Annotated in this window: 9 protein-coding genes; all 9 read left to right on the plus strand. The window is 67.4% G+C overall.

Translation table 11 applies throughout. The features are described 5' to 3' along the window. Positions 1-15: 15 nt before the first annotated feature. The 9 genes from FJY73_00220 to FJY73_00260 all read left to right on the plus strand — a co-directional run bounded on the left by FJY73_00220 (position 16) and on the right by FJY73_00260 (position 15,122). Positions 16-3,429: a hypothetical protein gene (locus FJY73_00220; GenBank protein MBM3319086.1), complete on the plus strand. Its 3,414-nt coding sequence runs from the start codon at positions 16-18 to the stop codon at positions 3,427-3,429. Next, entirely contained in the window at positions 3,429-5,162 is a 1,734-nt protein-coding gene (locus FJY73_00225; protein ID MBM3319087.1) for a BamA/TamA family outer membrane protein, read from the plus strand. The genes FJY73_00220 and FJY73_00225 overlap by 1 nt, the downstream gene beginning before the upstream one ends. A 395-nt stretch (positions 5,163-5,557) precedes the next feature. Next, entirely contained in the window at positions 5,558-6,091 is a 534-nt protein-coding gene (locus FJY73_00230; protein ID MBM3319088.1) for a GNAT family N-acetyltransferase, read from the plus strand. Between the two features lie 57 nt (positions 6,092-6,148). Further along, positions 6,149-8,158 (plus strand): NAD-dependent DNA ligase LigA, encoded by a 2,010-nt coding sequence (ligA, locus tag FJY73_00235; protein ID MBM3319089.1) that lies wholly within the window; start codon positions 6,149-6,151, stop codon positions 8,156-8,158. After that, complete coding sequence (gene hutH, locus FJY73_00240) at positions 8,158-9,687, plus strand: histidine ammonia-lyase (protein ID MBM3319090.1); 1,530 nt, start codon at positions 8,158-8,160, stop codon at positions 9,685-9,687. Before ligA ends, hutH begins: the two co-directional genes overlap by 1 nt. Before the next feature lie 3 nt (positions 9,688-9,690). After that, positions 9,691-11,358 carry a urocanate hydratase gene (gene hutU / locus FJY73_00245; GenBank protein ID MBM3319091.1) on the plus strand — a complete coding sequence of 556 codons (1,668 nt, stop codon included), beginning with the start codon at positions 9,691-9,693 and terminating at the stop codon, positions 11,356-11,358. Continuing rightward, on the plus strand, positions 11,355-12,647 hold the full coding sequence (locus FJY73_00250) for an imidazolonepropionase (protein ID MBM3319092.1): 1,293 nt from the start codon (positions 11,355-11,357) through the stop codon (positions 12,645-12,647). The genes hutU and FJY73_00250 overlap by 4 nt, the downstream gene beginning before the upstream one ends. Positions 12,648-12,877: 230 nt before the next feature. Next, positions 12,878-14,236, plus strand: coding sequence for a tetratricopeptide repeat protein (locus FJY73_00255; protein MBM3319093.1), 1,359 nt, complete (start codon positions 12,878-12,880; stop codon positions 14,234-14,236). Between the two features lie 61 nt (positions 14,237-14,297). Further along, positions 14,298-15,122: a PHP domain-containing protein gene (locus FJY73_00260; protein ID MBM3319094.1), complete on the plus strand. Its 825-nt coding sequence runs from the start codon at positions 14,298-14,300 to the stop codon at positions 15,120-15,122. Positions 15,123-15,124: the final 2 nt, after the last annotated feature.

The raw sequence follows: 15,124 nt of genomic DNA on the forward strand, positions 1-15,124 counted from the left end.
AAGGCGGGGTGAGCCATGCGGCCGATCTTGGCGCTTCTTCTCGCCTCGGTCCTTGTCCGTCCGGCCCTTGGCGAAGGGAAGGCGCTTCTCAGCGAGAAGACCTACCGCCTCGGGTACGCGTCTGTTCTTCTCACTGGGGAAGATCGAGCCGGCCCGTATCTCCTTCCGCACCGTCCGATCCTACTGGGATCGGAGACCGTTCTTCTTCATGGACGAACCATCGAACGTGAAACGGACTACTGGATCCGCTACGACCGGGGCGAGATCGTCTTCGCCGCGCCGCTCGTCGCGGGCGACGGGGCGGAGATCCGATACCGTCATCTCCCGCTCCCCCTTCCGTTGGAACGCTCCCTTCATCCCCTCCGCCTCGCGGAAGGAGAGGAGGAGACGGTCCTTGCCCCGCGCCCGCGCGCGGCGATGGCCGGACCCCTCGACACCGGCGCGCTCCGGGTCGGCGGGAGCAAGTCCTTCTCCGTTCTGATCGGTTCGGACCGCGCGCTCACGCTCGAGCAGGCGCTCCGTGTGAGCGTGACGGGGAACCTCGCGCCGGATGTTCGCGTCACCGCGCAACTCACTGACCAGAACCTCCCCTTTCAGGCGGAAGGGAGATCCGAACGGCTCGAGCAGCTCGATCAGGTCCTCGTGCGCGTCGAGTCGCCGCGCTTCGACGCGACGCTCGGCGACTACGAGATGCGCTTCGCGGAGACCGAGTTCGGCCGCTACGACCGGGCCCTGAAGGGGGCGCTCGGCCGGTGGAAGGGGAAGGGCTACGAGCTCGAGGGATCGGGCGGCCTTTCGAAGGGGACGTATCGATCGGTGGAAATCCGCGGGGTGGACGGGAAGCAGGGCCCCTACGCGCTCCTCGGCGTCTCCGCGCTCGGGCAGATCGTCGTCGCGGGGAGCGAGCAGGTTTGGGTCGACGGCGAAAAGGCGACGCGCGGCGACGGCAACGACTACGTGATCGACTACTCGGAGGGGGCGATCACGTTCAATCCGGCACGGAGGATCTCCTCCGACAGCCGCATCGCGGTCGATTTCCAGACGACGGGGGACGAGTACCGCCGGAGCTTCGCCGCCGGCCGATTCCGCGTCGGGGGCGAGGGGGAGCGCTTCACGCTCGGCGGCGTGCTCCTCTCCGAGGGGGACGACGCGGACCAGCCCGAGGCGCTCGTTCTGGACGACGCGGACTACGACTCGCTTCGCGCCTCCGGCGATCGGAGGCCGCTCGGATCGACGGCGCGTTTCCTGGGAGCGGGGGGCGACTACGACACGACGGGCGGGGTCTTCGTCTACGCCGGACGGGATTCGGGGGACTTCGCGGTCTCCTTCCGGGAGGTCCCCGCCGGAGAAGGAACCTACGTCGATTCGATCTCGGAAGTTTGGGGTCAAAGGATCTTCGTACACGTCGGCGAGGGGAAGGGAAACTACGAGCCGACCGTTCCGGTCCCGCTCCCTTCCTCCCACAAGCTCTTCGCGCTCGGCGGCGCGGCTTCTCCCATCCGCGGTTTCCGCCTCGCCGGAGAGGCGGCATGGAGCGATCTCGATCGAAACGTGCTCTCCCCGATCGACGACGAGGAGAACGCTGGGCGGGGGCTTCACCTCTCTCTCAGTTTGTCCGAGACGCTCCTTCGGCTGAAGGGGGCCGAGGTCGGTTCGCTCGATCTCGCGGGGAGTCGCCGGAGCGTGACGGAACACTTCGAGCCGCTCGGCCGCTACCGCGAGCCGCATCGGGACGGCCGATGGATGACCGCCGATCTCCGGCGCGCGATCGGTCCCGGAAGACAGGCGGACGACCGAATCGGAAGCGGCGAAGCCTTCGCCTCCCGGGGCGCGGAGACGACAACGCTGGCATCCGGAATGTTCCGTCGAGGGACGCCGATCGGAAGGATGGCCTTCTCCGGTGAAGGGGGGGAACTCGACGCGGAGGGGTTCCTGTCGAAGCGCTGGTCCTGGAGCGGCGCGTTCGAGGATCCGAAACGATACCGCGCCGCGTACGGCGAGGAACGGATCGCGAGCGAAGAGGGCGATTCCCTTCAAGGAGAAACGATTCAGCGGAACACGGAGGCGTCGGTTCGCCTGTCGATCGTTCGGCCGTCCATCCGCGTGACGCGCGCGCGCCGGACCTTCGATCGGGAAGGCTTGCCGTTTCGGGGGACGCGGGATCGGGACGAGCGAATCGGCCTCTCGGTCGCGCGCGGGACGCTCGAGGCGGAGGGCGCGGTGACGTTTGAAGAGAGGGACTACGTCGACTCCGCGACTTCTCTCTGGGAGCGATGGTACGAGGGGCGGACGGACGAGACGAGTCTCCGTTGGAGGGGGCCGGTCAGCGTCGGCGCCGAGTACGCGCACCGCACGCTCGTCTACGGCGAGACGGCGCCTGAGGGGAGTCGGGGAAGCGATCTCGGGAGGCTCGAGCTCCGTCACGGCGGCTTCGGCGGGATCGTCCAGGGGAGCTGGGACTACCAGGTGACGGCCGAGGAGCGGAAGTCCCGTCGCCGGCTCCTTCTTCGAGCCCCCGCCGGGCAGGAGGCCGACTACGACAGCCTGGGCAATTACTTTCCAGGTGAAGGCACGTTCAACCAGGTGATCGTCGAGGGGGACGCGGAACCGGTGATCGATCTCGAGGTCGGCGCGACGATCCGGGTCGAGCCGGCGAGAAGGCGCGGAGGCGCCGGCGGCGGATGGTGGGAGGGTATCGGGTCGGAGACGTTCGTGCGCGTTCGGGAGCGGACGACGACCGGCGATCGGGCGGGGCTTCTCCTTCTTCGGCCCGGCGCCTTCCAGAGAAACGACGTCACGCTTCGGGGGAGCACCGTGCTTCGACAGGAGCTTCGCTGGACCGATCCGCGGTCGGAGGGGAATCTTCGCGTCCGGTTCCAGAGGGAAGACCGCGAGGAGAACGAGTACGCGAACTTGAACCGGGACGATCTCGTCCGCACGTGGCTCGTTCGGGGGAAGGCTCCTCTCGGGGAGCGCCTCGCCGGCGAGATCGAGTGGAGCCGCCGCCTGGAGGAGGAACGATCGAACGACGACCGTGCGGTCGATCTCACGGGGGACGATTGGAAGGCGACGCTTCTCTTCGACCCGGCGCCGCGCCGCCGTTTCCAACTCCCCGTCGCTTACCAGAGCGAGCGGGAGGCGGTTCGGGGGGAATCCGTGAGGTCGGTGCGGATCGAGCCGGAGGCGGCTCTCAACCTCGCCTCGAGGAGCCGTCTCGACGCGGGGTTCGTATGGACCCGTTTCCTCGAGGAGGATTTGGATCGCTCGGGTTCGTTTCTTCGCAATCGAAAAGAAGGGATCCGTTGGCGTCTCCAATTCGCATATGAGTGGAACACCGTCCTCTCCTCGACCGTCGCCTACAGCGGGGAGAACTTGAAGGGCGAAGAGATCTCGCAGCAGTTCCGGGCCGAGATGAGGGCGTTCTTCTGATGCGCGCATGGTCGATCGCACTCTGGTGGCTTCTTTCCGCTTCGCTCGCTCTCGCGTCGGAGCGGCCGATCGAGTCGGTCGAGGTGCGGGGGGCGGGGGCGCTCTCCCGTTCCGAGATCGAGGCCGTTCTCGCCCTCCGGAAAGGGGAGATCTGGAACGCGGAGATGGAAGGGGCGGCGGCCGATCGGCTCCTCGCCGCGTACGCGGAGAGAGGACATCTCGACGCGGAGGCGCACATCCGGGTGGTCGAGGATGGAGAGGGGTTGCGTCTCACGGTCGATGTCCGCGAGGGGCCTCGGGTTCCGATCGCGAGCGTCGACGTTCGAGGGGCGGAGGTATTCGAGAAGGAAGAAATCGAGGGACGCCTCGACACGCGGCCGGGCCGAACGCTTGAGGTATCGAAGCTTGAGGCGGATATCGATCGGCTCCTCCGAGCCTATGCGAGAGCGGGTCATCCCTTCGCGCGTGTGCTCCTCGGCGAGATCGGGCGGGAGGACGAGGGCGGTCTCGATGTCGCCTTGCGCGTCGTGGAGGGTCCTTTTCTCATCCTCGGCGACCTCCGCGCGCGGGGAAACGAAAAGACGAAGAGCCGGACGATCCGAAGGCTGACCGGCCTTCGCTTCGGCGATCCGTACGACCAGGACGCGGTCGACGCCTCCCGCGCGAGGCTCCTTCGCAGCGGTCTCTTTCGAACGGTCTCCGAGCCGTCGGCGCGGATCGATTGGAAGAAGAAGGAAGCGGTGGTCGAGATCGAGGTGGAGGAGGCGCGCGCGAACCGAATCGCCGGGGCGATCGGATACGCCCCGGGACCGCAGGGGGAGGAGGGGATTATCAGCGGTCTCGTTGATGTCGAGTTCCGCAACATCCTCGGCACGGCGCGGAAGGGGGGAGCGCGTTGGGAGCGGCCCTCGCGCGAGACGCGGCTGGTCCGTCTCTTTTATCGGGAGCCGTGGCTTTTCGGGAGTCCGTTCGCCGTCGGAGGCGATCTCGCGCAGGACATCCGGGATTCGACGTACGCGCGCATCTCGGGCGGGCTTTCGGCGGATGTCGATCTCTCGCGCCGCGTCTCGGCGTCCTTCTCGGTCGGGGTCGAGACGATGCGGCCCCGCCGCGATTCGAGCCCGATCCCGCGAAGCACGAGAAGGCGAGGCGGCGTGGGGATCGTCTTCGAGGGACGGGATCTCCCCTTGAACCCGACACGCGGGGTCTTTCTTCGCGTCGGCTCCGAATACGGGGAAAAGAAGATCGAGGAGGAGCCGGAGCGCGGGATCCCGGGGGAACAGGCGCGGCAGGCGACTTTCGACTGGGGGATCGGCCTCTACCGGGGGCTCGGGCCGCGAACGGTGATCGCCTGGGAGTCGTTCGGGATTGGACGGTTCAGCAATGAAATGTATGTCCCCGCGTACGATCAGTTCTATCTGGGGGGCGCGCGCACGCTCCGAGGCTACGAGGAAGATCAGTTCCGCGGGGCGCGGGTCGCGTGGACGCGTCTCGAATACCGGTATCTCCTCGGGGCCCTTTCGCGCGTCTTTCTCTTCGCGGACGGGGGGTACGTGTTCGCGGGGCGGATGGAGGAGGAGAGGTCGGTCTCTTCGGAGACGACGAAGATCGGGTACGGGTTCGGGATCCGAGTCGATTCGCCGATCGGTCTTCTCGGGGTGGACTACGGGCTTGGGGAAGGGGATCGTCCCGGCGAGGGGAAGATCCACGTGAGCGCGGAGGGGGATTTCTAGGTGTGCGGACGCCTGCCGCCGCCACCCGCGCGTGGTTGGGTTGTCGGACGGCGGGTCCTGTCGGCGGCTGTCCGCTCGATGCTCGCCAGTCGCCCTTTCGGGCTTGGTGGCTGCGCTTCTCGCGGACGCCTGCCGCCGCCACCCGCCGTGGTGGCGTCGTCGGACGGCGGGGTACCACACAAGCAGGTCTGTCTTCCTCCGGAGACGGGGGGCGGGGCAGAGCGGCGAGTTGCCGCGCGCTTCGCGCGGCATGTTTGAGCAAGCGAGCCCCGCCCCTCGGCTCCGGAGGGGTTTCGTTCGAGACGCATTTCTGGAAACGATGTCGACCGGGCCGGGCGGAGAGGAACGGAGCGTGATCGAGGGGCGGGCGATCGAGAGATGGGAGGTAATGTGTCGTGGTTACGGTGAGAGAGGTTCGCGAGGGGGATCGGGAATGGGTCGCGAGGTTTCTCGCGGAGGAGTGGGGCTCGTCCGTGATCGTCACGCGCGGGAAGATCCATCGGGGAGAAGCTCTGCCTGGGTTTGTCGCGGAGAGCGAGAGGAAGAGGATCGGGTTGATTACGTATCGCATCGATTCGGGAGAGTGCGAGGTGATCTCGCTGAACAGCCTGCAGGAGAGAGCCGGAGTGGGGAGCAGGCTTCTTCTCGCGGTGGAGAACGAGGCGTTGCGGGCCGGGTGCGCGCGGTTCTTTCTCATCACGACGAACGACAACTTCCCGGCGATCCGGTTTTACAAGAGACGCGGTTTCTTCGTGCGAGCCGTCCGACGGGACGCTGTCGAACTCTCGCGGCGCCTGAAGCCGTCGATCCCGCGCATCGGGTTCTGCGGCCTTCCACTCCGCCACGAGGTCGAGATGGAGCTTCCTCTCGTTCGTTCGGGAAGGGACTCGGGGAAGAACCTCGTTTTCCGCGCGGGCCCCATCGGCTAAACTAATCTGCGGCGTTCAGGAATGGTACTGAAGGCGGTCTCTGGAAGGGATGCGGCCATGCGGACGGTCCCGCGATCGGTGCGCGAGGAAGCCAAACGGCTCCGGGAGGAGATCGAGGAGCACAACCGTCTCTATTATGAAGAAGCCGCCCCCGCGATCTCGGATTACGAGTTCGACAGGCTTCTCGAACGCCTGGCCGCGCTTGAACGGGAACACCCGGAGATCCGGACGCCCGACTCTCCGACCCTTCGCGTCGGCGGGGCTCCCTCGGACAAGTTCGAAACGGTCGTCCATTCGGTTCCGATGCTCTCCCTCGACAACACCTACTCACCGGAAGAGCTCGTGGAGTTCGACGCGCGCACGCGAAAGCTCCTTCGCGCCGAGATACTCGATTACGCCGTCGAGTTCAAGCTGGACGGCGTGGCGGTCGCGCTGAGCTATCATCAGGGCGTCCTCGCAAGGGGCGCGACGCGCGGGGACGGAAGGGCCGGCGACGACATCACCGCGAACCTGAGAACCCTCCGCTCGATCCCGCTCCGTCTTCGGGGGGATCCGGTCGACGTCGAGGTTCGAGGCGAGGTCTACCTTCGCTTCGCCGATCTCGAGAAGATGAACGAAAGACAGGAGGAAACGGGCGGGCGCCCCTTCGCGAACCCTCGGAACGCGGCCGCCGGATCGCTTAAGCTCCTCGATCCTGCGGAGGTCGCGAAGAGACCGCTTCGCTTTCTCGCGTACCAGATCGTCTCCCCTCTCGCTCTCGGTGTGAGAACGCAGACGGAAGCGATCGAGGCCCTTCGCGCGTTCGGCTTCGCCCGCACCGAAGGAGTCTCTCTCTGCCGCGGGATCGACGCGGTGGTGCGGCGCTGCGAGGAGATGAGCGAGGAGCGGCACCGCCTTCCGTACGGAACGGACGGGGTCGTCGTCAAGGTGAACGACCTCTCGCTCCACGATCGGCTCGGTGCGACGTCGAAGAGCCCGCGTTGGGGGATCGCCTACAAGTTCCCCGCGGAGAAGAAGACGACCGTGATCCGCCGCATCGTTCTCCAAGTCGGCCGCACCGGGGCGGTGACGCCGGTCGCCGAGGTCGATCCGGTCCGCTTGGCCGGCACGGTGGTCCGCCGCGCGACCCTTCACAACGAAGAGGAGATCCGGCGTCTGGACGCGCGCGTCGGAGACCGCGTCCGGATCGAGAAGAGCGGCGAGATCATCCCGCGGATTCTCGGTGTCGAGCCCGGGGAGCGAAAGGGAGACGAAAAGCCGTTTCGATTCCCGGACGAATGCCCGGTGTGCGGGGAGCCTCTCGAGCGTGCGGAGGGAGAGGTCGTCGTCCGCTGCGAGAACCCGAGCTGCCCCGCGCAGGTGCGCCGGCGGATCGTCCACTACGCATCGCGCGATGCGATGGACATCGAAGGTTTGGGTATCAAGGTCGTCGAACAGCTCGCAGACTCAGGGCTTCTCGCCGAGATCCCCGATCTCTACCGCCTTCGAAAGGAGGCTCTCGTCCCGCTCGAGCGCTTCGGCGAGAAGTCGGCGGAGAACCTCCTTCGAGCGATCGAGGAGAGCAAGACGCGCCCATTCGACCGCTTCCTCTTCGCGATCGGAATCCGCCACGTGGGCCGAACGACGGCGCGGGCGATCGCCCTTCGCTTCGGGACGATCGAGAAGACGATGCGCGCGAAAGAGGCGGAGCTTGCAGCCGTCGATGACGTCGGACCGGTCGTCGCTCGCTCCGTGCTCCACTTCTTCGAGAGCGCGAAGGGTAGGCTTCTCGCCCAGAACCTCCTCGCGGCCGGCGTCCGTCCGGCTCCGGTCGAACACACCTCGGAGGGAGCGTCGCCTCTTCGAGGGAAGAGAATCGTCCTCACCGGAACCCTCGCGAGCCTCACGCGCGAAGAAGCGCGCGACAAGATCGAGGCGGCAGGCGGCAAGGTGGTCGCTTCGGTCAGCGCGAAGACCGACCTCGTCGTTGCGGGGGAATCCCCCGGATCGAAGAAGACGAAGGCGGAGACGCTCGGCGTCCGCGTGATCGGAGAGAAGGAATTTCTCTCGATGATCGAGGAGAAGTGATGGAGCCGATCGTTCTCACCGGCGAGAACCTCACGGTTCGGGACGTCGCGGACGCGGCGGCGCGCCGGCGCGAGGCGCGGATCGATCCGGAGGCCCGCGGGCGAATGGAGAAGAGCCGAGCGCTCGTCGAGGCGGCGATCGCGGAGCGGCGCGTCGTCTACGGCGTGGACACCGGCTTCGGCGACCTCGCCGATACGCTGATCGACGAGAAGGATCTAGCGGCGCTCCAGCGGAACCTCGTGCGAAGCCACGCCGCGGGGGTGGGCCCTCCTCTCGACGACCGGGCGACGCGCGCGATCCTCCTCGCGAAGGCGAACTCGCTCCTCAAAGGCTACGACGGCGTGCGGTTCGAGATCCCGGCGACAATCGTCGCGTGCCTCGCGCGAGATCTCCTTCCGGTGATCCCGTCGATCGGATCGGTCGGGGCGAGCGGCGATCTCGCGCCCCTCGCGCATCTCTCGCTCGCCCTCGTGGGCGAGGGGGAAGTTCGGTGGGAGGGGAAGAGGATCGCCGCGGCGGAAGGGCTCCGGCGGGCGGGAGTTCCGCCTCTCGTTCTTCGTCCGAAGGAGGGGCTCGGTCTCATCAACGGGACGCAGGGGATCTCGGGAATCCTCGCGCTCGCGGTGCACGACATGGAGATCACGCGCGAACACGCCTTGATCGCGGCCGCGCTCTCCGCAGATGCGCTTCACGGAACGGACGATGCGTTCGACCCGGCTCTCTTCCGCGTGCGCCCGCATCCGGGAGGCGCCCGCGCCGCCCGGAGGCTCCGCGCGCTCCTCGCGGGGAGCGCGATCCGCGAGTCGCACCGCCTGATCCCGAAGACCCAGGACGCCTACTCGATCCGATGCGCGCCGGTCGTGATCGGCGCGGCGGGGGATGTTCTCGAGGACGTCCGCCGGACGGTCGAGATCGAGCTGAACTCCGCGACGGGGAACCCCCTCTGCTTCGCCGAGGACGGACGAATCCTTTCAGGTGGAAACTTTCACGGGGAACCGGTCGCCCTCGCCGCCGACTTCCTCGCGATCGCGGCTTCGGAGGTCGGGAACATCGCCGAGAGGCGCGTCGCACGCCTCGTGGATCCGAAGGTCTCCGGTCTTCCGCCGTTTCTCGCGAGGGACCCCGGCCTTCACTCCGGCTATATGGTCGCCCAGTACACCGCGGCCGCGCTCGCGTCGGAAAACAAAGTCCTCTCGCATCCGGCCTCCGTCGATTCGATCCCGACGTCGGCCGGTCAAGAAGATCACGTGAGCATGGGCTTTCACGCCGCGCGGAAGGCGAGGGAGGTCGTCGAGAACGTGAAGCGGATCGTCGCGATCGAGTTTCTCGCGGCGTCGGAAGGGATCGGTTTCCGGAGGCCCGTCCGTTCGAGCCGCGCGCTCGAGGCGGCGGTCGAGGCGATCCGCGAAGCGGTTCCTCCGGTCGCGGAGGACCGAGCGCTCGGCCGGGACATCGAGCGCGTCGTTCGATTGATGGATGAAGGAAGTCTTCTCGAGCGTGTGGAGCGCGCGCTCAGTGCGGGGGAATAGAGCATGAGCGGAATGGAGACGGTCCGAGCGCCGCGCGGCCAGAGCCTCGCCTGCCGGGGATGGGTGCAGGAAGCCGCGTACCGAATGATCCAGAACAACCTCGACCCGGAGGTCGCCGAGAAGCCGGAAGAGCTGATCGTCTACGGCGGCTCCGGAAAGGCGGCCCGGAGCCCGGAGGCGTTTCGCGCGATCCTGCGCGAGCTTCGGCGCCTCGAAAACGACGAGACCCTTCTCGTGCAGTCGGGGAAGCCGGTCGGCGTCATTCGCACGAGCGCGGACGCGCCTCGCGTCCTTCTCGCGAACTCGCTTCTCGTTCCCGCCTGGGCGACCTGGGAGAAGTTCCGCGAGCTCGAGCGGATGGGCCTCATCATGTACGGACAGATGACGGCCGGATCCTGGATCTACATCGGGACGCAAGGGATCATCCAGGGGACCTACGAGACGCTCGCCGAGCTCGCGAGACGGCATTTCGGAGGGAGCCTCGCGGGGAGGATCGTGCTCACCGGAGGTCTCGGCGGGATGGGCGGCGCGCAGCCGCTCGCCGTCACGATGAACGGCGGCGTCTGCCTCGCGGTCGAGGTGGATCCGGCCCGGATCGAAAGGCGCGTCGAGAAGGGCTTCTGCGACGAACAGGTCGACGATCTCGACGAGGCGCTTCGCCGCGCCGAGTTGTATCGAAAGAAGAAGGAGGCGCGCTCGATCGCGCTCCTCGCGAACTCAGCGGATGCCGTTCCGGAGATCGCGAGGCGCGGTTTCGCGCCGGATGTCGTCACCGATCAGACGTCCGCGCACGATCTCCTGAACGGATACGTGCCGAACGGCATGACGCTCGCCGAGGCGACCCTGCTTCGCGCGAAGAACCCGGACGAGCACGTCGCGCGCGCCGGACGCGCGGTCGCCGCGCACGTCGAGGGGATGCTCGCTCTCCGGAAGGCCGGCGCGGTCGTCTTCGACTACGGGAACAACATCCGCGCGCAGGCCGAGGCGTACGGCGTGAAGAACGCGTTCGATTTCCCCGGGTTCGTGCCGGCGTACATCCGTCCGCTCTTCTGCGTCGGGAAAGGTCCCTTCCGCTGGGCCGCGCTTTCGGGAGATCCGGCCGACATTCGGCGCACCGACGCGCTCGTTCTCGAGACGTTCCCCGAGAACGAGTCGCTCGCGCGCTGGATCCGGATGGCGGCGGAGCGGATCGCGTTTCAAGGGCTCCCCGCGCGAATCTGCTGGCTCGGTTACGGAGAGCGCGCGCTTCTCGGCGACAAGATCAACCATCTGGTCCGGAAGGGGGAGATCCGCGCGCCGGTCGTGATCGGACGGGATCATCTCGATTGCGGATCGGTCGCCTCGCCGTATCGCGAGACGGAAGGTATGAAGGACGGCTCCGACGCGATCGCGGACTGGCCGATCCTGAACGCGCTCTTGAACGCGGCGTGCGGCGCCTCGTGGGTCTCGGTGCATCACGGAGGCGGGGTCGGCATCGGTTACTCGATCCACGCGGGGGTGGTGATCGTCGCCGACGGGAGCGAACGGGCGGAACGCGCGCTCGCGCGGGTCCTCACGTGCGATCCGGGCACCGGCGTTCTCCGCCACGCCGACGCCGGCTACGAGGAAGCGATCCGCTTCGCCGGCGAGAAGGGGATCCGCATCCCGATGCGGGAGGAGGTGAAACCGTGAAGGAGCGCTGCGAGCTTCTCATTCGGAACATCGCCTGTCTCGTGACGGCGGCGGGCGGAAAGCCGGGACCGCTTTCGAACCCGGCGTGGGGCGATCTCGGGATCGTCGAGAACGGAGCGATCGCGATCCGCCGCGGGAAGTTCGTCGCGGTGGGAACGACGGCGGACGTCGAGAGCCGCGTCTCGATCACGCCGAAGACGAAGACGCTTTCCGGCCGCGGGCGGCTCGTGCTCCCCGGTTTCATCGATCCGCACACGCACTTCCTCTTCGTGGGGACGCGCGAGGACGAGTACGCGATGCGCGTGGAGGGGGTGGACTATCTCGAGATCCGCCGAAGGGGAGGAGGGATCCGGAAGACGGTGCGCGCCTTCCGCGCGGCAAGTGACGAGGAGCTTCTCGACGCGGGCCGAAGGCGTCTCGATTCGTTCCTCGCGTACGGAACCACGACGGTGGAGGGGAAGAGCGGGTACGGGCTCACGACGGATCAGGAGATTCGCGCGCTTCGATTGATGGCGCAGCTGAACGAAGCGCACCCGATCGAGATCGTGCCGACGTTTCTCGGGGCGCACGAGATCCCCGAGGAGTACGAAGGGCGGACCCGGGACTACGTCCGGCTCGTCATCGACGAGATGATTCCCCGCGCCCGCGGTCTCGCGCGCTTCTGCGACGTCTTCTGCGAGAAGGGGGTCTTCGAGATCGAGGAGTCGCGCGCGATCCTCGAGGCGGGGAAGCGGCACGGGCTTCTTCCCAAGCTGCATGCCGAGGAGTTCGTCTCGATCGGCGGAGGCGAGCTCGCGGCGGAGGTCGGAGCGGTCTCGGCGGATCATCTCCTCGCGGTCACGGAAGAGGGATGCGCCCAGATGGCGAGAAGCGGAACGATCGCGATCCTTCTCCCCGGAACCGCGATCGGGCTCGCGAAGAGAGCCTTCGCCGACGTGGAGCGGATGCGAAGGAACGCGCTTCCGATCGCGCTCGCCACCGACTGCAATCCCGGAAGCTCGTTCACCGAGTCGATGAGCGTGGTCCTCTCGCTCGCCTGCTCGCTCGAGGGGCTCACGCTCCCCGAGGCGATCCTCGGGGCGACGCGAAACGCCGCCGCCGCGCTCGGCCTTCTCGATTCGATCGGGACGATCGAGGCCGGAAAGAAAGCGGACTGCATTCTTCTTCGCGCGACGCACCCCGCGGCGATCCCGTACCGCTTCGGAACGAACCTCGTCGAGACGGTCGTGAAGAACGGGCTCCCGATCCGCCGCCGCCGCCGCCCGAACCTCGTCGGACCGACCGTGTAGCTCGGATCCCGCGCGCGTCCTGGCGACGGAAACGCGTGCAGGATCCGAGCGAGAGCCTCCTCGCTCGCTTTCGATTTCTTCCGCACATTCGTCTTTCCTGTCCCATCGGTCGGCCCGCGAGGCGACGTGCGGTCAAGGAAAGGCCGGGACGGCCGAAACTCGTTCTAGACAAGGAGAAACAAGGGGGCGGCCGCCCTCCTCTGGATCGGTCCACCCGGCGGGAGAGACCCTTGGCGTCGAATTCCGAGATTCTCAAGAAGGCGAGGGATTGCGAGAGGAGGGGGGACTTCGACGGCGCGGCGTACGAGTACCGGAAGCTGGCCGAATCGGACCCGTGCCCACCGATCGCCTGCAACCTTCTCGGCGATCTCTACCATCGCAAGGGGGAGCCGGACGACGCATACGGATGGTACCAGAAGGCGGTCGACCGCTACTCGCAGGAAGGTCTCTTCGGGAACGCGATCGGCGTCTGCCGCAAGATGCTCCGCCAGTATCCCCACCGGATCCATGCGATCGAGCAGCTCGGCGCTCTCTTCTTCTCTCAAGGTCTCGCGCGCGAGGCGGTCAAGCACTACATGGTCTACGCTGCTCGGACGGCGGAGATCGGCGACGCGGAGGCGGTTCTCCGCACGGGCGGGCGCGTCCGCGAGATCCTGGCCGGCGACCCGGAGGTCCGCGAGCGGCTCGGCGAGATCTTCCTTGCCCTCTCGCTTCCGGACGAGGGAATGGTCGATCTTCGGGCCGCGTTGCAAGGCTATCGGGACGCGGGAAGAATTGCGGACGGGGACCGGATCGCGACCCGGCTTCACGAGCTCGAGAGGAGCGAACGCACCGATCCCCTTTCCCTTCTGAACGAAGGGGAGGCGCACGCACCCCTCGATCTCGTTCCTCCGTGCGCGCCGTCCGCTTTCCCTCCCGCCGGTGAGGAAGCCTTCGAGAGCCTCGACCACAGCCGGGCCGAGCCGGCCCCGCGGCCGATCGGCCGGGAGGTCCTGCCGCGCTCCTCCTCTCTGCGGGAGGGAAGGCCCGTCCGCGACGAGGCTCTCCGGCCGGTCGCGCCGCGCCCTCCGGTTTCCGAAGACGAGGTCGAGCTTCTCCCCCTCGAACGCGCGCGGCCCGCCCCCGAGCCGGATATGGGGCCCTTCGCGGCGCCCGCTCCCCGCGACGCGGACTTCGTGCCGGTCGAGGAGATCCTCCGCGAGTTCCAGAACGGCGTCAGCAAGATCATCGGGAAGGAGGACTACCAGTCCCATTACGACATGGGGATGTCCTACAAGGAGATGGGGCTTCTCGAGGAGGCGCTCGCCGAGTTCGAGAAATCCGCCGCCTCGCCGGAGCTTCGCTCCTCCTCGGACGAGATGCGCGCCGCGGTCCTTCTCGATCTCGGGCGCTACGAGGAATGCGTACGCCTGCTCGAGGGTCTTCTCCCTCTGGAGACGGAGGAGGGCCTCGGGATTCGCTTTCTTCGCGGCCTCGCCTATGAGAGACTAGGAAACGAGGATCGCGCGCTTCGCGAGTTCCGCCTCGTCGAGGAGCGGGATCCCGAGTTCCGCGATGTGCGCGCGAGGATCGCGCGCATGTCGGCTTAGTGCCGTTCGGAGCGGCCGCTCCCCGGTTGCTCCATAGTTCAAGCATCGGGCGAGGGCGCGCTTGGGAGAGATCTTCGCGGACCTGCATCTTCATTCCGACTTCTCCGACGGGCTCGTCCCTCCCCCCGAGCTGCTCATACGGGCCGGATACGCCGGGCTCTCGGTCATCGCCCTGACCGACCACGACACCCTCGACGGAATCGAGCCGATGATCGCCGCCTCGCGGAAAGGCGCTCCGGAGGTGGTCCCCGGCCTCGAGCTCTCGTGCACGGAGGGGAACGACGAGGTCCACATCCTCGGCTACTGGGTCGATCCGGACCACCGGAGGCTTCGCGCCGAGCTCGCGCGGATGCGCGAAAAGCGAATCCGCCGCGCCGAGACGATCATTGACCGGCTCCGGACCTATCAAATAGATTTGGACCTCGAAGACGTGATGGGGCTCACGCGGAACGGGCTCGTCGGGAGGCCGCACATCGCCGAGGCGTTGGTGCGGGGCGGATGGGCCCCGGACACGGAGAGCGTCTATCGCAAGTACATCGGGGACGGCAAGCCGGCGGCGGTGCCGAAGCGCTTCCTGACCCCTCTCGACGGGATCGATCTCATTCGGGAGGCGGGGGGAATCGCGTCGGTCGCGCACCCCGGCGTCAGTCGCGTGGAGGATCTGCTCCCGGAGCTGGCGGGAGAGGGCCTGGCCGCGTTGGAGGTGTGGCATCCGAAGCACTCGCAACGGGACATCGAGCGTTTCCAGACCGTCAGCCGGCGGCTGGGACTCGTTCCGACCGGCGGCTCGGACTACCACGGTTTCGAGTTCGGGGCGACCATCCTCGGCCACTACGGGCTCACCGAAGAGCGCTTCCTTCGCCTCCGCCTCGCGGTCGGCCGTTAGCA

This window comes from Candidatus Eisenbacteria bacterium, assembly GCA_016867715.1.
Lineage (GTDB): Bacteria > Orphanbacterota > Orphanbacteria > Orphanbacterales > Orphanbacteraceae > VGIW01.